Source organism: Arthrobacter sp. 05T423 (genome assembly GCF_056396245.1).
Map to the genome: position 1 here is coordinate 57,911 of NZ_JBFTLC010000018.1, position 19,532 is coordinate 77,442.

Annotated in this window: 13 protein-coding genes; 5 read left to right on the forward strand and 8 right to left on the reverse strand. The window is 66.0% G+C overall.

Annotated elements, in window-relative coordinates; all coding sequences use genetic code 11:
- Positions 1-32: 32 nt before the first annotated feature.
- On the reverse strand, positions 33-410 hold the full coding sequence (locus tag AC1DFE_RS14310) for a cupin domain-containing protein (RefSeq protein WP_476906533.1): 378 nt from the start codon (positions 408-410) through the stop codon (positions 33-35).
- A gap of 448 nt (positions 411-858) precedes the next feature.
- On the opposite strand from AC1DFE_RS14310, the gene AC1DFE_RS14315 reads away from it, so the two are divergent.
- The 3 genes from AC1DFE_RS14315 to AC1DFE_RS14325 are packed head-to-tail and all read left to right on the forward strand — an operon-like array spanning position 859 to position 2,888.
- The gene (locus tag AC1DFE_RS14315) at positions 859-1,269 is read left to right on the forward strand and encodes a cupin domain-containing protein (protein ID WP_476906534.1); all 411 of its coding nucleotides are present in this window, start codon (positions 859-861) and stop codon (positions 1,267-1,269) included.
- A gap of 42 nt (positions 1,270-1,311) precedes the next feature.
- Positions 1,312-1,476 carry a hypothetical protein gene (locus AC1DFE_RS14320; RefSeq protein WP_476906535.1) on the forward strand — a complete coding sequence of 55 codons (165 nt, stop codon included), beginning with the start codon at positions 1,312-1,314 and terminating at the stop codon, positions 1,474-1,476.
- Complete coding sequence (locus tag AC1DFE_RS14325) at positions 1,473-2,888, forward strand: purine-cytosine permease family protein (RefSeq protein WP_476906536.1); 1,416 nt, start codon at positions 1,473-1,475, stop codon at positions 2,886-2,888. Before AC1DFE_RS14320 ends, AC1DFE_RS14325 begins: the two co-directional genes overlap by 4 nt.
- Here AC1DFE_RS14325 and AC1DFE_RS14330 read toward each other — a convergent pair.
- The 3 genes from AC1DFE_RS14330 to AC1DFE_RS14340 all read right to left on the reverse strand — a co-directional run bounded on the left by AC1DFE_RS14330 (position 2,870) and on the right by AC1DFE_RS14340 (position 12,877).
- On the reverse strand, positions 2,870-4,348 hold the full coding sequence (locus AC1DFE_RS14330) for a hypothetical protein (protein WP_476906537.1): 1,479 nt from the start codon (positions 4,346-4,348) through the stop codon (positions 2,870-2,872). The genes AC1DFE_RS14325 and AC1DFE_RS14330 overlap by 19 nt on opposite strands.
- Positions 4,349-4,628: 280 nt before the next feature.
- Positions 4,629-7,670, reverse strand: coding sequence for a hypothetical protein (locus AC1DFE_RS14335; protein WP_476906538.1), 3,042 nt, complete (start codon positions 7,668-7,670; stop codon positions 4,629-4,631).
- Entirely contained in the window at positions 7,667-12,877 is a 5,211-nt protein-coding gene (locus AC1DFE_RS14340; protein WP_476906539.1) for a hypothetical protein, read from the reverse strand. Before AC1DFE_RS14340 ends, AC1DFE_RS14335 begins: the two co-directional genes overlap by 4 nt.
- Before the next feature lie 272 nt (positions 12,878-13,149).
- Between AC1DFE_RS14340 and AC1DFE_RS14345 the strand changes: the two genes are divergently transcribed.
- The gene (locus AC1DFE_RS14345) at positions 13,150-14,481 is read left to right on the forward strand and encodes a S1C family serine protease (protein WP_476906540.1); all 1,332 of its coding nucleotides are present in this window, start codon (positions 13,150-13,152) and stop codon (positions 14,479-14,481) included.
- Between the two features lie 167 nt (positions 14,482-14,648).
- On the opposite strand, the gene AC1DFE_RS14350 is transcribed toward AC1DFE_RS14345, so the two are convergent.
- Together AC1DFE_RS14350 and AC1DFE_RS14355 are read right to left on the reverse strand one after the other, a co-directional pair.
- Positions 14,649-16,100 carry a cutinase family protein gene (locus tag AC1DFE_RS14350; protein WP_476906541.1) on the reverse strand — a complete coding sequence of 484 codons (1,452 nt, stop codon included), beginning with the start codon at positions 16,098-16,100 and terminating at the stop codon, positions 14,649-14,651.
- A 153-nt stretch (positions 16,101-16,253) separates the two neighbouring features.
- The gene (locus AC1DFE_RS14355; protein WP_476906542.1) at positions 16,254-16,685 is read right to left on the reverse strand and encodes a hypothetical protein; all 432 of its coding nucleotides are present in this window, start codon (positions 16,683-16,685) and stop codon (positions 16,254-16,256) included.
- Positions 16,686-16,866: 181 nt separating this feature from the next.
- Between AC1DFE_RS14355 and AC1DFE_RS14360 the strand changes: the two genes are divergently transcribed.
- On the forward strand, positions 16,867-17,805 hold the full coding sequence (locus AC1DFE_RS14360) for an undecaprenyl-diphosphate phosphatase (protein ID WP_476906543.1): 939 nt from the start codon (positions 16,867-16,869) through the stop codon (positions 17,803-17,805).
- Between the two features lie 96 nt (positions 17,806-17,901).
- On the opposite strand, the gene AC1DFE_RS14365 is transcribed toward AC1DFE_RS14360, so the two are convergent.
- Together AC1DFE_RS14365 and AC1DFE_RS14370 are read right to left on the reverse strand one after the other, a co-directional pair.
- Entirely contained in the window at positions 17,902-18,132 is a 231-nt protein-coding gene (locus AC1DFE_RS14365; protein WP_476906544.1) for a hypothetical protein, read from the reverse strand.
- A gap of 88 nt (positions 18,133-18,220) precedes the next feature.
- Positions 18,221-19,327 carry an alkaline phosphatase family protein gene (locus AC1DFE_RS14370; protein WP_476906545.1) on the reverse strand — a complete coding sequence of 369 codons (1,107 nt, stop codon included), beginning with the start codon at positions 19,325-19,327 and terminating at the stop codon, positions 18,221-18,223.
- Positions 19,328-19,532: the final 205 nt, after the last annotated feature.

The following is a 19,532-nucleotide window of genomic DNA, read 5'->3' on the forward strand; positions in this document are numbered from 1 at the left end:
CTGTGGGATGCGCTGCGTGCGCGGGGGAGTCCTTACGGTGCGAAGGAGCGTTCGCCGGCGAAGAACCCCAGGCCGTACTCGGGGGTCTCAAACTTGACGGTGGTGCCTTTGGGGAAGAACAGCACGTCGCGCTCCTTCGCGTGCGTCACTTCGCCCGTCGTTTCATCGGTGAGGATGAACTCGCCCTTGATGACCACCTTCATTTCGTCGTAGGTGTACGTGTACACCAGCGGTTCGGAGGCCTTCAGCTCGAAGAATCCGGCGCTCATAACCGACCCTTCAGGGTTGTGGAGGGAGTCGCCGATGGCGGCGACCGTCCCGGGCTCGTTCATCGAGGGCAGGCCGACGTAGCCGCCAACTACCTTGTGGATGGATCCGGCCTTGCTGAGTGTTCCTACGAGGATTTCCATGGGTCTCTCCTGTGTTGTTGTAAGGGATTGCTCGGAGTTGAGCAGCGTGGTGCACGCCGATGGGACTGCGCTGGGATCAGGTCAGAACCGGGGTGGGGGTCCGGGAAAGATCGTGTGCGAACGCGACATTCTGTGTGTCCAGAGGGCTCCGGCGGGCTCCTCGTCGAGCTTCGCCGGTGTGATGCCAGTCACGTACTTCGTGTTCCAAAACTTTCACATGAACAGCTGTACAAGTCAACCGTTCAAGATGAGTTTTTCCCCGGGGACCTTCCGCCCTGCACGTGAAGTAACCTTCCACATTCTTCGTTCTGAACCATTGACTGGAACAAGCGTCCCTGTCACTGTATTGAATGCGCCGTGACGCAGATCACGATTGACGCAACCCTGATTTGGATTTCCCCAAGCAAACCCGCAAAGCAGATTCCTACTTCAGAAACGGGTAAGAACAATGACCACAACCACCCCTCAGACCCCGACGCCGACGACGGGGGAAGCGATCGATTTCTGGCCGGCGAAGTCCAAGAAACCCATGAAGGACGAATGGCAGCGGTTGCGCTGCAGGTTCATAAACTCCCATCCCGTGGGCCCCTGGGACGAATTCATCCTCTCGGAATGGGAGCTGGAGGCCTGCGGCTGGGAAGACTTCCACCCCCACACCGAGACCAACTTCGTGCTGGAAGGCGAACTCCATATCGAGTGCGACGGCGAGACCGTCATCCTGAGGCCGGGCGATGCGGCACGCGTCAATCCGGGACGGACCGGCCGGTACTGGGCGCCCGTCTACGCGCGCATGGTCACTGTTTACGGCCCCAACCGCGAAGGTGCGGAGTCGCACTCCTTCCGCTACTCCGAAATCTAAGCCTGACCGCCCCTACTCCAACTCCTTGAAATTGGGTACACCGTGAGCACACTCGAAGAGCAGTACGCAGAAGAACTCAACGCCAGGCTGGCTGAATGGCAGTACGGCAGTCTGGAACCGCCGTCGGGCTTTGCGGACATGCGGACGCTCCTGGCCGTCACCATTGCTCTTCCCGTTGTCGCTTTGATCGTGGGGTGGTTCCTGTGACTCAGACGACCACCGGAATCTCCACCTCGGGAACCGAGGGATCGCTTCCCCTGCTGAGCCACGAGCGGAACTGGAGCCCCAAGGCGCTGTTCTTCAGCTCTGCCCAGGCTGCGGTGGCCACCTGGTGCTTCATCATCGGCGGATATGTGGCCTTCTACCTCCCGGCGGTGCAGGGGTCGATCGTGATGATCGCGGCCATGCTGGCGGGAATGTTCCTGGTGTTCCTGGCCACGGTGCCGATGGCAACGCGGTACGGGCTGGAGGCAGTGCGCTCCACGCGGCCTGTCTTCGGTACCCGGGGTTCGCTCTTCACCGTGGCACTGACCTTTCTCTTTACGATCGGGTGGGGCACCACGCTGATGATTTTCAGCGGAAAGTCCGCTGCCCTGCTCTTGGTGACTCTCGGCGTCGTGAGCGAGGCCAACGCGCCGATCGCCCAGACGGTGAGCAGCCTGGTCTGCCTGGTGGTGGTGTGGGCGCTCATCAGCCGCGGTCCCGGCATTCTTCGAAGGGTGGGTGTGATTGTTGCCTGCTCGGTCCTGGCGCTCGGGGTGATGGTCATCGTGGTGATTATTGGCAAGGTGGGCTGGGGTGCCCTCCTCGGGGCCAAGCCGAGTGAAGCCAGCGGCAACAAGCTTTTGGACTACACGACGGCGATCGAACTCATGCTCGCCACGGCTCTGTCCTGGTGGCCGTATGTAGGTGGCATGACGAGGTTCTCCAAGAGCACCAGGAAGTCGGTGCTGCCGGTGACGCTGGGACTTGGCCTGGCGCTCGCGGTCATCTGCCTGATCGGCCTGTACACCGGACTGGTCTTCCCGGATTCCGGCGGAGACCCGCTGCCCGGGCTGCTGGAAATCGGCGGCGTGTGGCTGGCCCTGCCGGCCTTCGCGTTCATCATCGTTGCCAACGTGGGCACGGCGATGGTGGGCACCTACACGGCGGCGCTGTCCCTCAAGCAGCAACCGGCCATCGACGCCCGCCTCAGCTGGAGAGGGGCGACGACAGTGGCAGGGCTGACCGTGGCCGTGGTCATCGTGTTCCTGGCGGAGCCGTTCTACGCCAACTTCGGAACGTTCCTCACCCTCTCAGCCGTCGTCTTCGGCCCGCTGTGCGGGCTGCAGATCGCCGACTACTTCATCATCAGGAAGCAGCGCCTGGACCTGGACGGGCTGTATAACGACGGCGCTGGCTCGGCTTACTGGTACTGGAAGGGCGTGAACGTGGCGGGCTTTGCCAGCATGGCAATCGGTGTGGTGGTTTACCTGCTTCTGCTTGACCCGGTCACGTTTGCATCGTCACCCATGTTTGCCTTCACCACGGCGACGCTGCCGTCAGCGCTGGCCGCTGCCGTCGTGTATGTGCTCCTGGCCCGGCTTCAGCGCAAGGCGCCCTACCGCATGATGTTGTAGGCGCTCCAGCCTGAGCCGACGATGGTCCTCGCGCCGAAGGTGCCCTTGCTGAAGGGGTAGTTGGCCAGGCGGCCGTCGGTGAGCCGGCTCATGAGCCCTGAGCTTCCCGTGGTGAATCCGGAAAGGCTGGTGACGCTGTTGATGCCGTTCCATCCGGTGCCCACCGTGCGCCTAACCTCGGAGACGAAGCCGCCGGCGCCGGTGGAGCGGTACAGCACCAGCGCGCCGTCAGCGCGCTTGGCGAGGAGGTCCTGCGTCCCGTTCTGATCGAAGTCGGTCATGGTGAGGTACAGGCCTCCCCAGCCGGTTCCGGTCTTGATGCGGGGTGACAGCGATGTTCCGGCGTTGTTGCCGTAGTACCAGAGGGTCCCGGCGGCGTCGTAGGCAAGGATTCCCGGAAACTGGTCGGTGGTGCGCCAGTGGCCCACGGTGATGTTGTAGCTGCCCCAGCCGGTGCCGATGGCCTTGGCCGGGCTGAATCCGCCGCCGGCTTTTCCGGGGTAGAAGCTCAGCCGGCCGTCCTTCCACTGCGCGATGACGTCGAAAACGCCGTCGCTGTTCCAGTCCGTCACGAACCCCTTGGCCAGAGCGGACCAGCCGGTGCCGATTTCTTGCCGCGGCTGGAACTTGCCATTGCCGGTTGCCTGGTAGTCCCACAGCACGCCGCCGGAATCGGCCGCCACGACGTCCCCGGCGCTGCGGATGGACGAACTGGCGCTGGGCGGAGGAGCGACGGGAGTGGGGCTGGTCTGGTTGGAGGCCTTGATGACCACGTCATCAATGTAGCTGTCGCCCATCTGCCTGTCGTGTTCTGCGCCGACCTGGGCCGCGGTCAGCGTGGTGGCTGCGCTGGCTACCTGGTTGTTGGAGTACACGGAGGTCTCATCGAACCACACCTGCACGTCGGTCCCCAGGCCATTCGCGGTCACTCGCATCATCACGTGGTGCCAGGTGCTCAAGGGAATGGAGGAACCGAGCAGCTTGGTATAGACGAAAGCTCCGGTGGGCGACGTGACGCGGAGCCAAAGCTGCCCGTTGGAGTTGTAGCGGTAGATGTCGGCGACCCTCAAGGTGCCGGAGAAAAACCGGAAGTACGGGACGTCGTTGCCCACCACGCCGGCCTGGGTGATGTTGAACCAGCCATCGGCGTAGGACGTGACTGTGCCCGCCGGCAGGGGCGCCTGCATCTTGGCCACCGAGCCCGCATCAGTGGTGGCATGCACGAACGCGGAGCACGTCCCTGAATGGGCCTGGTCCGAGGAGACCGCAGCGGTTCCGGTGCCCGTCGTCGTGGGCGTGAAGCCGGTCAGGGCCCCGTTTTCGAAATTGTCGGCCACCACCGCTGTTCCCGGATTGGCATCTGTAGGTGTGGCGGTTCCCGGCGTGCATGTTGCGGCCGCGTGCGCCGGGGCGGCTCCCACCGCCAGCGCCAAAATCAGGGATGCCGTGGCACCGCTCACAACGCCAAGTTTAAAGACCCGTTTCATCATTCCGCACCCCAATGCTGGCTGAACACACGGTTCAAGCTGCTAGAGACCATTTGAAGAGAGTTGGCGGCCCGCGAGGACCACTACACGGCAACGTAGTCCTGGGACCGCTGGCCGGACAAGGGTAGCCGGTACTCGAATTTCTTGACCGTGGACCCGTACCACTTGGATCGGCGGGGTCCGGCGGGCCGCGGCGGCTGGGGAGAGGCCACCGAGCGCGAACGTACAGTTGGGGCCCCAAAGGCGTGCGCCTTCAGATCAGGAGCAAGGGCACCGGTCCGTGCTGCCCTCCGAACGGATCGGTGAGCAGTACGGCGTACCTGTAGCCGGGCCTCGGAATCAGGGTGAGGCCCGCGGACGCTGGAACGCGGCCCCCGGACGGGCCGGGGTCCGGTGCCAGGCTCGCTGTTCCGCGCAGGAGCTGCATTGTCCACGCAGGGGCGCCTGCTGGCAGGTCGGGCAGGCCACTGGCCGTGACGGACACGGAGCCGAGGGTGTGTGAGTACTCGATGGTGGGCACGTTTCCGCGGATGCCGATCCACGCCGGGGTGGAATACGGGCCCCAGGGAGACGGGATGTGTTCGTACTGCAGCCCGACGGGACGGATCTCGCTGTTTTCAATGGCAATGTCTCCGGCTGCGAGCGTCGGCTCCGCCGGGTACCGGACGCAGGCGGCAACTGCAGTTCGCTGCCAGGGCCGTCCCCGCAAAGGAGCGGTGCCTTCAAATACTGCCGGGTTCCCGGCGGATGGTTTCAAAGCCAGGGTGCTGATCTGCGGCCAAAACACCGGCTCGGCACTGGCCACGTACTCGACAAGACGCGCCTCTATGTGAACCTCGGGATCGCCGTTGATGCGGAGGCTGGAAAGCGCCGCCGCAGGTGGCCGGGTGACGCGGACGGTGACGGCCGCGGTGCCATCTTCGCCGACGGACGTCTGAATGTCCGGCACGGGTGGGAAGTCGCTGCGGGGCACCACGACGGCGACGGGCTGGGTCCGCTCGAACGGGGTGGACACCGACTCCGTCGGCGGGTTTCCGGGGACCGTAGCGACGGCGACCGCGCGGGCAAACACCACCCCATCAGTACCGGCGGGCAGCTCGATGGTGGCTTTGGCTACGCCGTTCAGGACTGTGTGTGTTTCGGTTGATGCCCACGAGTAAAAGCGCCGCTGGTCGCGGCCCGCCATGGCCTGCCGGACGGTCGCCGCGCGTTCGGCACGCGGCTCGGAGGGCTCCGGGGCAGGCAGGCCGAACGCGCTCCTGAGCGTTGTTTCACTGGCGATCAGGATGCGGTACGCGCGGGCGTTGGGGGCTGCGGTTATGGACAGTGTCACCGTCACGGACGGGTCGTTGCCGCGGCGCGTAGTTGCAATGAGCCGTGGGCTGGCGAACGGTGCCCGGACCGGCCGCGGATCAACGATTGTTGCGGTGATGGTGACCGCTGAGGAGGTTCTGCCGTCCGCGTCGATGCTCTGGAGCGTCAGCGTGTCAGCGGCAACTTCGCCCGGCGTCGTTTCCACGGCCGCGAATTCGACCACGCGGGTGATCTTCCCGCCCTCGACGTCGCCGAAGCCGACGGAAAGCATCCGGGGGGAGGCTTCCCGGGGAACGGCGACGCTCAAACCGCTCAGCGGTACGGCTCCGGGGCCGGCCGGCCATTGCACTCTGACGTCGGCGCGAACCGTGGCGCAGGAAGCTGGTGCACCGCCGGTGGGGACAATGCCGGGAATGACGAGTGTGCTGCCGTGCGGCGGGGGAACGGGTGGCCGCGCTGGCCGGTCGAGTATTGCTTCGCCGCTGTCACCCCATCGTCCGAGCCAGTCCTGCAGGCTTACGCCGACCTTGACGGATTGGTACTCGCCGGGGATCGCGGCGTCGGTGAGAACGTGCCGGCCATCCGGCTTGGAGTACCCTGCGATCATCGGCTGGGGCGCCCCTGGATCTCCCGGGTGCAGGGTGGCAGGCGTTGGTTCTGTTTGAACGAAGGCGACCTCGCCGCGGGGCACCACCCGGTCGATGGCCACGGTTGCCGACCATTGGCCGGTGGTGACGGCGTTCCAGGACGAACCGAGCGGGAGCAGCGCGGGCGGCTCGGGCTTGTCCTGCGGGCATTCGCACAGGTAGGGCAGGGGAACGGCGAGCAGGGTGAGCTCCCACCGGCTGCCGTCCCCCAGCTGGGGAAAGTCGCGGGCCGTCTGTTGCAGGTCGAAAAAACCACCGATCTCGTCGTTGTAGAACTTTTCCGCCTCGGCGTCCTGTGGGACAAGGAACTCCCGGGGGCCAAGCCGCCGGAAAACAGGGACGAGGGCGGCGGCAAGCCCTGCCCGGCCGGGTGCATCGGCCGGGTCCGGTTCCCGGTCGAGCGTGCCTGAGAGGCCCTGCCAGCGCGCGACGCCGGGGTCCACGGAGGCCTGCAGGTAGGCCTCGTCGGCGGGCTGGGAGACCCTGGTACCGCCGGCCTCGCCGCTAATGATTCCGCGTACGCCGCTGTCGAGGGCTCCGTATGCAGCCCGGCACCATGTTTCCACCCCGACGATGCCGGTCCCCGGCGGGGGCATGGCGATCGAGCGGATCCGGGAGAGCTCGCGGCCCGGGTCCGGTTCATACTCGCCCGGGCGTTCCGGATCGGAGGGGAACCGGTAGAGGGGCGCGGAAAGCTTGGCCCGGGATTCCCAGTTGCCGCTGTCCCCGCGGGCGGGGAGATAGTACGGAATCTGTTGTGCAGTTTCGTTTGCCAGTGATGCCCAGCTGAACACGCGGTTGTGGTCGAGGGGGGAACTGCTGCTAGCCATGTATGCCGTTGCTTCTATGACCTTCCCGTGTCCGGTGATGCGGACCACCTGGCAATCTGCCGAGGCGAGCCGCCAGTTGACGGAGCCACCGGGGTCGGGCTTGGACCGGGCTGCGTTGGCCGACCACAGGCCCTGCCGGGTGAGCCGGGGGTCGGCAGCCGCCAGTGTGAGGTCATCCTCGCCCTGGATGAGGACCCAGCCAAGCACCTCTGGTCCCGTCGCGGGTTTGTCGAAGATCAATGTGAGCTCGTGGCCTTGGTCGGCGTCGATCTGCCAATCGCCGGGTGAACCTGTTCCGGACGCCCAGGACAGATTGGCGCCGCGGAAACTGCCATCGTCGATCTCCAAATCCACGATCACTGTCGGACCGGCGGGCAGCCCCCCGGTCCGGCCCATGGTGACGTGCCAGTGGACGCCGTCGGGGATCTGCGGATCCGTACCGCCCCCAAACAGCCAGGCGATGTCACCGAAGGCCGTGGCCCGGTCGCAGAAGACGATGCTCATTGCCCCTCCGCAGCTTGCAGGATCGCGGTGGTGAAGCGCGGCGGTGCCGTTACCGCCACTCCGCAGGTGAAGCCGGCCAGCCGGTCGGTGGCCCGGACTTCGAGGCTCGCCGGCGCGCTGACATTCAGTGGCGTGGCGGCCAGCCAAAGTGCTGTGGTGCCTGACCTGTTCACCCCGCGGACCGGCAGTTCCGTTCCGGAGAGCTTCGCGGCCCCCAGTCCCATCCGCCGGGAATCATCGCGGATGAGCGGTTCTGTCGATTCGAGCAGCAGGCCGGCGAGGGCCCATCCGCCGTCGGCCGGCGCCCAGAGCAGGCTGGAACGGTTGGAGCGGACGGGCCGGAGCGGCGGGAGGCCAAGGGCGTCAACCAACCGCTCGAGTCTGGCGTCGTCCTGGAACTGCCCGGCCGCCGTCGTCACCGGAACCACCTGCAGGTCGCCGTGTGCCGCCGCGGTGCCGTACGCACCTGAGGCGAAGCCGAAGGAGTGCAGGAGGTCGGCGGGGCCGTCGTAGTTCGAGGTGGTGAAGGTGATGCCGCCGAGGGAGGGCGTCCACACGTCCGGCTGCATGTTCCCGGCCTCCGGCAGAACGCAGGAGAGCTCGTAGCTGGCCCCTTTTTCCATGTCCTGCTGCATAGTCACGGATGACTCTGTGGGCGGCACCGGGCACCCGGCGTTCCCGGCTGCCACTTCAACTGCTGACGCCAGGGCCAGTTTTGGTTTCGATTTTGCCGGCTGGGGGAATGGAACGGTGTATATATCCGGCGCCGGTTTGTCGACGCGGCGCAGGAGGAGCCCGACGTCGCGGTCATAAAGTCCGGCCAGTTCCACGATGTGCATGGCCAGGAATTCAATTCCGGGACGGTCGGAGGGGAAAAGGTATTCGGTGTGGTCTGCGGTGGTGAAGCCCTTGACGTAACGGGCCAGGTAGGCGGGCTTAAAGGTGTCCAGCAGGATGTAGGCGGCAAGGTGGGCCTCGATTTGGGCGCCGGTGGCCGTAAAGGCCGGGGCAGCGGATTCCATCACTTTCCACTTGGACGAGTACCCGGAGGCGGTGCCGGATTTCACCAGCTCTGAAGCCTGCTGTGCCGTGGCCGGTTTGGGTGGCGGGTTCGGGTCCTTGCCGGCGGTGGCGAAGTACCAGGACCGGGTGAACGGGCCGGGCCCCGAACTGGCCGGCGCCGCGGTAACGCCTGCGACGTTGAGTGCGCTGTCCCAGCCGAGGCTGACGGTGAGGCGGTACCGGTGTCCCGGCGTCAGCAGTTGGCTGAGCTTCGCGGGGCTGGCTGAGCCCGCCGCATCGGCGTCGTTTGAGGCCCTCTGCGCGTCCCGTCCCCGCTTGGCCGCGGCGTGGTCCTTGGCGGCGGTTGCTATCAGGCCGAGGATGTATGCCGGCCGCCCCCAGTAGTGTTTCAGGCCGATGCTGGCGATCGGGTCATCGGGTGAGGATGGCAGGGTCAGAGTGACGACGACGCCGGAACCGTCTGCCGTCGGGTCGCCGGCAGCAAGCGGTACCGGCACCTCCGCACCGCCCTGTGTGCGGACCGCTGCCTCGCCCAGATCGACGCCGTCGGGGGCCTCTTCGCCGGACAGGGCGAGGAGCAGGTGCAGCCGGCCGTCCACGGCGGGCTCGTCAAGCGTGATGGTGGTCCGCATCCACGGCCCATGCTCGGGCTGGACGAAGACGGAACCGGTGAGGCGCAGGGCGCTCGCGAACCGCCGGCCGTCCGCCTTCGCTTCTGAGGAGAGGGCAACGGGGCCGGCCGGAATGGTGGCGGGGGGAAGCGTGGGTGGTTCACCCATGGCTGTCACGCGTACCGTGCTGACGGTGAATCCGGTGCCGTTGGCGAACGTCAGGAGGGTGCGCGAATCCCATTCGGAGTGTTCGGCCGGGACATGCCAGTCCGCCGTATTCAGGGGAGCGGCGTCCTGGCCGACGGCCCACCCCGGCCCTTCCGGCGCAGTCCAGAGGCAGGCGCCACCAATGAGCTGCCCGGGATCCATCATCGGCTTCAGGTGGCTTCCGTCGCCGGCGATGTGCGCCGCCCACGCCAGCAGCGTACGCCGCAACAGGACCAGTTCGCGCGCATTGGACGTTCCTGCCGGCCACGTCCCGGTGTCCGCCGGCGGCTGCCAGCGCGACGTGTCGTAGAGCGGAACGGTGGTGATTGCCCCGGGATTCGTCACATCTTCGAGCACGACGTCCCGCAGGGTCCAGGTAATGGTTGCGCCCCCGGAGCTGACCAGGCCGAGGTTGACCGAGGGTGCCGGTGAGGTGATGCTGGCCGTCCCCACAGAAGGTGCGATCGGAAAGGCCAGGAGAGGCACGACGTCGGGCCAGACCACCGGCGCCTGGGTCCAGCCGCCGTCGGGGTTTAGGCCGTTGCCGCTGGCCGGGCGTTGCGGGGAACCGGCTCCGGCGTCGGCGCCTGCGTTCACGGCGGGGAGGGAACGGCCGAGCCCGTCGGCGAGGAACACCTCTGGCCAGGGCCAGTCATTGGGCCCCGGAACGGGTGCCAATGGTGCCGGTGCGGCGTTTAGGGTGTTGATGGTGATGCATTTGCGGAGGGTGTCGAAAAACAGGTCGACCTCGCCGCAGACCTGCAGCTTGTAGGCGTACTGGATTTTGCCTGCCTGGTCGGTCCAAATCTGCAGGGTGACATCCGCGGAAAGTCCGATGTGGAAGGGGCCGATCCCCAGCGTTCCGCTGACGTTGCCCCTGACGCGGACCAGTTGGGGCCTGGTGCTGATGAGGGCGGCGAGGCGGGACGTGATCTCTGCCCAGAGAATGCCCTTGGCCCCGATGACCACCTCGATGCCCGCACCCACACCGATGGTGTAGCCCGTCGTCGCCGGCATGGCGGGGTCGCCCATCAGGCCCGGCGTGTTGATACCGGCGCCGTGCACCATGAGGAACGCCCAGCCCCTGCACTCGAACGGTGTGCCCGGGAAGACCTTGGCGCTGATGGGGCCGGGCGGACGGTTTGTGGGCGCCACTATTCCGTCGTCGCTGCCGGTCCTGATCCACCAGTTGGCGCCGCGGAAGGGGAAATGCGCTGCCAGCGGCACCTCCACGTTGACCAGGAACTTAATCTCGAACTTCCCGGCGACTGCGATGTCGAGTGCGTCCGTTGTGGCGGCGATCCCGCCGGAGACCGTGATCTCAGCCGGGCCCCCAGGCGGCGGATCTTGATCTGCACGGTCTTTCAGTTGGCCCAGAATCGAGCGGGTAAAAGTCGTTCGTTCGCCCAGCAGTTTCCCGTCCAGTCCGACGCGCAAGTCGAACGCGGGGACGGTGATGCCGAGGACACCCAGGGAGCTGAAGAAGAAGCCGTTGTCCGGCGCGGTGCCGATGCTGACGCCGATGCCGATGGTCATGTTGCCCGCTCCAAAGTCCAGGGCGTCCCAAGGCTTCCATTCCCTGAGCGACCGGAATGGGTTGGCGGGATCGAGGGCCTGCGAGCGGGCGTTGTATCCGAAGGTTCCGAGAACTCCGTACAACCCGAGCCCGGTGGGTCCCAGGGGTATGGGTCCGGGGAGGTCGACGGCGAATCCGAGTTCCGTCTTTCGGCCCTCGGGAAGGTCGCTGTAACGGAGGAAACCCAGGGCGGCGACGCCGACAGGCGGGACCTCGACCCCCAGGACCACCGCGAACCCGCCCGGTGTGAACGACACCTGGCCCTCGCCCCGGATCAGCCCGGGGACATCCATGCCGGCGATCAGGCCGCGCAATCCGAGCGAGACGTCACCGTTTGCGAAGGTGGCGCGCACCGTGGCCCCGCTGATCCGGACGGGACCAAGATCCACGATGAAGCGCAGGTCCACTTCAAACCACGTGGAGCCGTGGCCGGAACGGGTGCCCACGATATCCAGGAGGGACCCCGGCGTATCGACCGTCCATTCGCCGGGATCGACCACCTCGGCCCGCGACCGGCTGAAGTCCAGCGTCAGCATCTCACCCGGGCCCTGAGTGGGATCCACGGCCGCCACGACGTCCCGCCAGCGCACGCGCAGCGGGCGCCCGTCCGGGCGCATGCCTACCGCCAGTGGTCCGCAGCGCCAAAGGTCGGCCGTGACCTGGCCCTCGACGTCGAGCAGGGCGATGACCTTTCCGGACTGCTGAACGGAGGCATCCAGAGTCACGCCGTGCAGCGTGAAGCCACCCTTGACCGCCAGTTCGCGGCCGAGGACCGCTGCCGTTGCAAACAGGGCCGCGGTTTCAGCGGTCGGTGAATCGGCAACGATGGCCGGGGCAACCGCAGCCGTGATGCCGGCCGCGATGTCGCCCGGGCTGTCACCGAAAATACTCATGAGACCCGCAGGCGCATCCGACTCCATCGTGACGGTCACATGCAGCGCGCCCGGATCCGCAGGCGGACGGGACATCCCGGCGCGGACCCGCAGCTGTGTGCCCACCGCCGGCCCGGCCGCGCCCAGGAGCCCGTCGCCGGTGGGCAGATCGAGCGTCACAGAGGCGCCGGTGGGGACCATCTGGTCGAATGATTCTGCGTCGGGCAGATCCCAGGACAATGTGCCCCCGATTGCAGGGGCGTTCCCGCCACCGCCCACGAGGACTGGCTTAAGGGTGACAGCCAGCTTTAGGGGACCAGCGCCGCATTCCAGATCGGCCTCGCAGGCGACACCACCCACGACAGGGACGGACTCCGGAAGCACGAACTCCGTTCCCAGCATTTTGAACCTGCCGCCCTCGGCGGTGAAGGTTGCCGGCAGAGTCAGCCCGATACCGCCGGGCAGCAGCAAGGACGGGGGCTGTGGGGATAGTGAAAGATGCGAAACATCAATAACAGGGGTGCGATGCTGGGCCAGGACGATGCTGATGGTTCCGGTCGCCGTCACGCTGGCAGGTCCGCCCGCGTCTGCGTAGCGGATACGCCGCCGCTGGCCTGAGGAGGTCTCCGTCCGGGTGGCAGCCCGCACGGCGGAGGGCAGGCTCAATGCCAGCCCATTCAGTTTGAGGGTCACGGTGGCCTGCCCGGAGCCAGGGGATGCGGCCGCTGAGATTGTTACAGGGCCCGTGAAGGTCGAACCGAGGACAGCAGGCAATGCCAGCGGAGTCGCCACTGTTACCGTGCTTGGCACCGTCAAGGCTGGCGGGGCCGGAAGGGCCCTCAGAAATGCGGCGGCCGTGGAATCGACCAGCATGCCGGTGCTGATGCCCTCTTGGTCAAGTTTTTCGAGGAGATTCATCTGCGTTCCTTGAACTGGGCCACAGCGCCCAAGAGGTTTTGCTTCCTGGAATCTTCCGGTTTCTGGAAGAGGCCGCAGGATGCGGGTAAACACCCACATGATGAACCCGGTAAGGGCGGGCGTCAATGCGCTGTTTCTTGAGCTGCCCTCGGCGCAAGCCGCAGCTCTCACAGCCTCATCACAGGGACAGGACAGAAGGGCCAAAGGCCACGTGGACAGGATTAGGGGGAAAGCTCCGGGAACCGTCGGAGCGGTACCCCGAGGAGCCACACATGTACACGGAGAACAGCCACAATCCTGTCCCTCACACCGATGTTCCGCAGGGGACCGCCCCTGTCCCCACCCTGCCTCCGGCAGCATTTCATCCGGCTTTCGGCGCCGTACCCCCTGCCCCGCCGGTCCGGCCGCGGGACAAGAAGCGGGTTGGTCCCGCGGTCTTCGTCACGTGCCTCGTGGCGGCGGGACTGCTGGGCGGCGGGACGGCCACCGGGGTTGCTGCCCTGTGGCCCGACGCGCCGGCGCAGACTACAACTACGGCGCAGACCACGATCAGCCCCGTCATAGTCAACAACACAGAGAGCGTCAACGCCGTCACGGCCGCAGCGCAGAAGGCCTCGCCCAGCGTGGTGACCATCAGCGTCAGCTCCGGCAGTTCCGGGGGCACCGGCTCCGGCATCATCCTGGACACCGAGGGCCACATCCTGACCAACACGCACGTGGTGACCCTGGATGGGGCAGCGGCGGATGCCGCCGTCGAGGTCCGCACCAACGACGGGAAGGTCTACAAGGCCACCATCGTGGGCACTGACCCGCTTTCCGACCTGGCCGTCATCAAGATCGACGCCCAGGGGCTGACCCCGGCAACGCTCGGTGACTCCGGCGCCGTCAACGTCGGCGACAAAGCCATCGCCATCGGCGCGCCCCTGGGACTCAGCGGCACCGTCACGGACGGCATCGTCTCCGCCGTGAACCGCACCATCGAGACGGCGTCCTCAGCCACCTCCGGCGGGTCCTCGTCCCAGGACGGGAGCTCGTCGCAGGACCCGTTCGGTTCTTCCCAGCAGGGGCTGTCGGCCTCCGCCGCCCAGGATTCGATCAGCATCAACGTCATCCAGACGGACGCGGCCATCAACCCCGGAAACTCCGGCGGCGCCTTGGTCAATGAGCGTGGCGAGATCATCGGCGTCAACGTGGCCATCGCGTCCGCGGGATCGTCGTCGTCCTCCTCGACCCAGAGCGGGAACATCGGCGTCGGGTTCTCCATCCCGATCAACCAGGCCAAGCGCGTGGCGCAGGAGATCATCTCCACCGGCAAGGCAACGCATGGCCAGCTGGGACTGTCCGTCAAGGACAAGACGTCGGGGTCGTCGTCGGACTTCACCGCCGGCGCCGAGGTGGCCTCGGTAACTTCCGGGTCCGCAGCGGACAAGGGCGGGCTGAAGGCCGGCGACGTGGTCACCGGACTGGCAGGCCGGACCGTGACCGACGCCTCCGAGCTGACGGCCGCGGCCCGCGAGCAGGCGGCCGGAGCCACCGTGAAGATCACCTTCCAGCGCGACGGCAAGGAACAGACCGCGGAGATCACCCTGGGCGCGGCCTCCTGAGCTTCCCCCTCAGCCGGTAGCCGCCGTCGGACTCCTGACTTGACTCCTAGACCCGGCGCCGCTCCATGGGGGAGCGGCGCCTAACAGTAGAACAGGTGAGGCCGGCACCAATGGTGCCGGCCTCACCTGTTCAAAACCATCCGCCCGGTTGGGCGGGGCCACTGACCCTAGTGCGTCAGCGTCACGGGGACTTCCGTCTCCTTCCACGCTCCGGCTCCGGTGGTGTCGTTGGCGTACACCAGAACCGTGCGCGTGCGGACCGTTCCTGGTTCCCAGGGCCCCCAATCGAACTTCGCCGTGTAGGACCAGGTTTCACCTATGTCGAGAATGTTGTCGCCGTTCGTATCTCCCGCCACATAGTAGTACCAGTCCGTGGCCGGGTCCTCACGATCGCTGAAGCCCTTCTGTGGGGAGGTGTCCGAGGGCGCGGTCTTGACGATGTCGAAGGTCACCGTCGAGTACGGGTAGCTGTCCGCTGATCCCTCCGCATATGTCGTCTGGAGGTTCTGCACCGACAGGGATGCCGCCGGGACCGCAAAGGCTTCCAACGACCCTGCCACATCCTTGCTCGTGCCGTCAGTGTAATTGACCCGCACTGAGTAAGTGACTACACCGGGGGCCGTGGGCGACCACGTCAACGTTGCCGGAATGGTGGGCACACCCGGCGATATCTGCGCGTTGGGAATCGGTTCGGAAAGCCACTCCACCGAGACGACGTCGTTCCCGTGGGGAGCCAATATGGCCGTGCCCTTTTGACCGACGCGGACAGGAATGGCGGGCAGCGTCGGTCCCTGCTTTGGATTGAGTTCCCTTGATGTGGCGGCCACGCTCTCGGCGGCTGACTGGATGTACGCCATGTCAATAGGGCCGGTGTAGCTCCCATGGACATCCCTGGCTTGGGTCAAGTTCATGCCAGTGCTGTAATCACAAACCAGGTCTCCGGCGAAGCACAACGAGTGAAACCTCGTCGCAGGCCAGGATGGGAGATCGGGGACCGGTCCATCGACCGGCTTGTACTTCGCGCCTGTTGCACCCGCTTTTGCGCCGGCCCACCAAATACCGGATCCTGCGGCTGATGCCGTGCCGTGGGACGTTCCCCCCTGATTGGCAACCCGGTCACCGTCACCGATCACCAGAACTCCATCCAGACGGGGGAGTAGCTGTTCGGCCAACGCGGCGTACTTGGGGCTGGAGCCGGCGAGTTGGGCGAGCACTCGGTGCATGACCATCGCACCTTGCGAATAGCCCATGAAGACGTATCGCTCCCCGGCCGACCGGCACGCGGGCTCCCGCCGGGAGAGGAAGTCCAGGGTTGCCGTCACGCCTTGGTCAATGGAATCGAAGTAGGTCTTGCTCGTCTTCTTCGCCAGCAGAGTGTCGGCGCTCGCCGAGGGGTAGGCGACGGTGAAATATCCGACTTGGTACCCATTCATCTGCCGGGCGTACGTTGACAACCCAAACCCGGCTTCGGAACCGAACCCATCGAAGTCAGCACTTGTCTCCCCAGACCCGGCGGCCCCCAGAACGACGACGGGTATCCCGCTCGAATAGTTGGCAGATAAAAATCTGACTATTACGGGGAAGTCACCTGGTGGGTGACGGGGGACCGGAATGGACATCCGCGGCGCCGGCCAAGGCCTCAGCTTCCCGGCTGCGCGTCAACGAGCCTGCCGTCAGGTCTTTCAGTCGCGGCCCGCCCATTATCGGCGCGGCGGCGGTATCCTCCGGGCACGGTGACCATCCGCGGCCGACGCAGACGCTCCGGATTCTGGCTAGGGGCTCGCGGTCCACTTCCAGTCCACAGTGGAGTCGGTCAAATTTGCCCGGCAGAATTTAGTGGCGGTTTGGGAATCGTCGTGCCCCATCTGGTACCCGAATTCGATGCCGAGCTCGTAGCCAGAGGCACTGTTGGGCAGCTGGATCTCCCTGACGTCACCAAGATATTTGAGGCTCACCAGGGTGACCTTCGGTGCGGCGCGCAACTGGCCAGGCGTCGTGGCGGTGGCACCCGAGACCTCGGCCTTGAGCCGATCCAGGCACAGGTTCTTGACGCGCTGCTGCACGCCGTCGTCGACAGGTCCTGCCGTCGACGCGGAGGGGCCGGCCCCCGATGATGAGGGCTGCGTCCCCGGGGAGCCGCAAGATACCAAGGCCACACCGGCAAACAGCGCGACGGCCATCAAGGCCCTACCAGATCGCTTCATTGCGCCCCCGTTGATCGATCGCGGAAGCCGCGAGCTCCGTCCGAACACCCCGAATTCTCCGGAACGCACCTTGGGGAAACCCGGGGCCCGCCTCAAACTGAATGCCCCCCAACCCGGCAACAAACGCCGGTAGCATCCCGTTGTTCACCCAGCTGTCAGGTGGCACCGGTATCCTCCGGGCATGATCAACACCTTTCAGGCCGCTGTTCTTGGTCTCCTTCAAGGCATTACCGAGCTGTTTCCCATTTCCAGCCTGGGCCACAGCGTCATCCTTCCGCGGCTCTTCGGCTGGAACCTGGACCAGAATGCGCCGTCATTCCTGACGTTTCTGATCGCCACCCACCTGGCCACCGCCGTCGTCCTGTTCCTGTTCTTCCTCCGGGACTGGATCCAGATCTTCAAGGGACTGGGGCGTTCGATCCGCGACCGAAAAATCGATCCGTCCGACGCCTATGCCAAACTCGGCTGGCTGCTTGTGGCAGGCACCATCCCCGCCGGAATCCTGGGACTCGCACTGGAAAAACCCATCCGGGCGCTGTTTGCCTCGCCCCTGGTCGCCGCCGGATTCCTGGTTGTCAACGGCCTTATCCTCTTCACGGCAGAACGGCTTCGCCATCGCAGGGGACTCGCTGTCCCCGCGACGGGGACTGCGGCGGTGTCCGCGGGAATAACTCCAGCTGGAGCCACTGTGAGTGCGCAACTTCCCGCTGAAGCCGCCCATTCCGACGCCGACATCGCCAGCTTGTCCTGGAAACAGGCCCTCGGTGTGGGGGCCGCGCAGGCCGCGGCCCTGATTCCGGGAATCTCCCGCTCGGGGTCATCGATGGTGGGCGGGCTGCTTTCGGGCCTGAACAACGAAAGTGCGGCCCGTTTCAGCTTCCTGCTCGCCACCCCGATCATCGGCGCGGCGGCGGTCCTGAAGCTGCCCGAACTGTTCAGCGCCGACATGGCCGACGAACGGGGAACGTTCCTCGTCGGTGCGCTTTGTTCAGCGATCGCGGCATGGTTTTCCACCAAGTTCCTTCTCAGGTTCTTCGAGACCCGCACCCTGACGCCGTTCGCGGTGTACTGCGTCGCCGGAGGCGTCATCTACTTCGTAATCCTGCTGATCACCGGCTGAATAGCCTCCCGTCCCGCTGGCTGGGTTCCCCGTCTCGCAGGATGGCTGCGGCCCCTGTCCGAGGACGGGGGCCGCAGCCATCCAAGTGCTACCAGGTCAGTGTCCTGGGCCGCCCGTTTCCGTGGCGGTCACCTTGAATGCGGCATCAAGTTTCACGGTGGCCTGGGTGCCGTCCGCTTTGACTATGTGCGCTTTGTAGGTGGCTCCTTCGGCGTCGTTTTCGACGCGCTCAACGGTGGCTCCCGGGTTGGCCGCCAGGGCGGCCGCCTTCACCTTGGCGGCCGTGTCACCGGTAAGCAGGGCCTCGGTCACGCCATTGGCACCCACGTGGCCGCTATGGCGCGGCTTTCCGGCCCCTGTGGACCCGCTGTGAGGGTCTGGCTCGACGACGACGTCACCAGGCAGGGCGGGCCGGTCAGGGCTGCGAGTTGAAGACGTCAGACCCAAACCCGTCCACACCGGCTGCGCCCGCATAGCCGAGGCGCGGCAGCGAGAAAATGTCTTCGATCGTGGCGAGCAGGCTGTAGTGGTTGTACGCCTTGTCCGATGTTGTGCCGCCGCGGACGAAGGGGGAGAGTACCAGCGCACCCACGCGTCCCCCGGCTGTTCCGCCGGGTATGCCGCCCTTGGGGCCTTGGCGTGCGCCGTCAGCCTCGTCAAAGGTGATGACAAGCACCCCGTCCTGCCTGTAGGCCGGAGAGTCCAGAATGGCCGGGATCTGTTTTTGCAGCCAGACGTCTGAGCTGACCAGGCCGCCTTCCCTGCCGTCCGCGCAGGGACTGTCATGCCCGTCATTGCACAGGTTGGGGCTGATGTAGGCAAGGTTCGGGGTGGTGGCTGCGGACTTGAGATCGCCCGCAAGTTCGGTGAAGTCCACCACGTTCTTCTGGCACTCCGGTGACGAGGTGATCGCCGCGAAGTACACAAACGGATTGTGCCGGGTGGCGTATTCGTCATCCGGTGAGGCGTCCTGGTTGCCGTCATCGGCACCGGGCTCGGGGTGCCGGCATGGATTCTTCATCCCCTCCATGTAGCCTTTCCAGGTCTTGCCGGCAGCACTGAGCTGCCCCGCGACGGTCGGCACCGACGCGGGATAGACGCAGCCGGTGCCTTTCACCTGCCCTGGCGCCGCGGTTCCCGCCGGCACGAACTGCTCATACGTGCCGCAATCGTTGCGCGTGGCGGGGTTGGAGGCCTGCCCGGAAATCTGTGCGATGTAGTTGGGGGCGGAGTGGTGGGCGATGGCGTAGTACCTGGAAAGAAGCACGCCCTTGGAGCGCAGCGTCTCCGACAGGTAGGGGGCGTCCGAGTCAGGGCCCCAAGCGGAGTCGAATCCCTGGTTCTCGAGGTTGATCACAAACACATGTCCCGGGCGGGCCGCTTGGGCGCCTGCAGCGGGCGCCTGGCTGCCCGCGGCTGAGCCTGGCTGGCAGCCCGAAAGAGCCAGGACCGTTGCCGCGGCAAGCACCAGCAGGCGGGCGCGGCACCGGCCAATCGTTCCTTTTGAAGCTCCGGAGTTCATACGGACCCGCTTTCTTGGTGACGCGTGCAGCAGAGGCGGCCCGACACCCCCGCGGTCACGGCCTAGCTCTCGAGACCGACAAGTCGCTTGCATCAGCATAGGTCTTCGCGCCCAGGGATGTCCCTCCCCCTGGCGCCTTTCCTTGGTACGGCCCCCACGGAGTACGGCCGGAAGGGCTGGTCCGGAAGTTCTGGACTCCACTGTC

Excerpts from the sequence above, each read along its gene's own strand:
- AC1DFE_RS14370 (WP_476906545.1), bottom strand. The coding sequence starts at position 19,327 with ATGAACTCCGGAGCTTCAAAAGGAACGATTGGCCGGTGCCGCGCCCGC.
- AC1DFE_RS14340 (WP_476906539.1), bottom strand. The coding sequence starts at position 12,877 with ATGAATCTCCTCGAAAAACTTGACCAAGAGGGCATCAGCACCGGCATG.
- AC1DFE_RS14315 (WP_476906534.1), top strand. The coding sequence starts at position 859 with ATGACCACAACCACCCCTCAGACCCCGACGCCGACGACGGGGGAAGCG.
- AC1DFE_RS14355 (WP_476906542.1), bottom strand. The coding sequence starts at position 16,685 with ATGAAGCGATCTGGTAGGGCCTTGATGGCCGTCGCGCTGTTTGCCGGT.
- AC1DFE_RS14350 (WP_476906541.1), bottom strand. The coding sequence starts at position 16,100 with ATGTCCATTCCGGTCCCCCGTCACCCACCAGGTGACTTCCCCGTAATA.
- AC1DFE_RS14345 (WP_476906540.1), top strand. The coding sequence starts at position 13,150 with ATGTACACGGAGAACAGCCACAATCCTGTCCCTCACACCGATGTTCCG.
- AC1DFE_RS14335 (WP_476906538.1), bottom strand. The coding sequence starts at position 7,670 with ATGAGCATCGTCTTCTGCGACCGGGCCACGGCCTTCGGTGACATCGCC.
- AC1DFE_RS14360 (WP_476906543.1), top strand. The coding sequence starts at position 16,867 with ATGATCAACACCTTTCAGGCCGCTGTTCTTGGTCTCCTTCAAGGCATT.
- AC1DFE_RS14310 (WP_476906533.1), bottom strand. The coding sequence starts at position 410 with ATGGAAATCCTCGTAGGAACACTCAGCAAGGCCGGATCCATCCACAAG.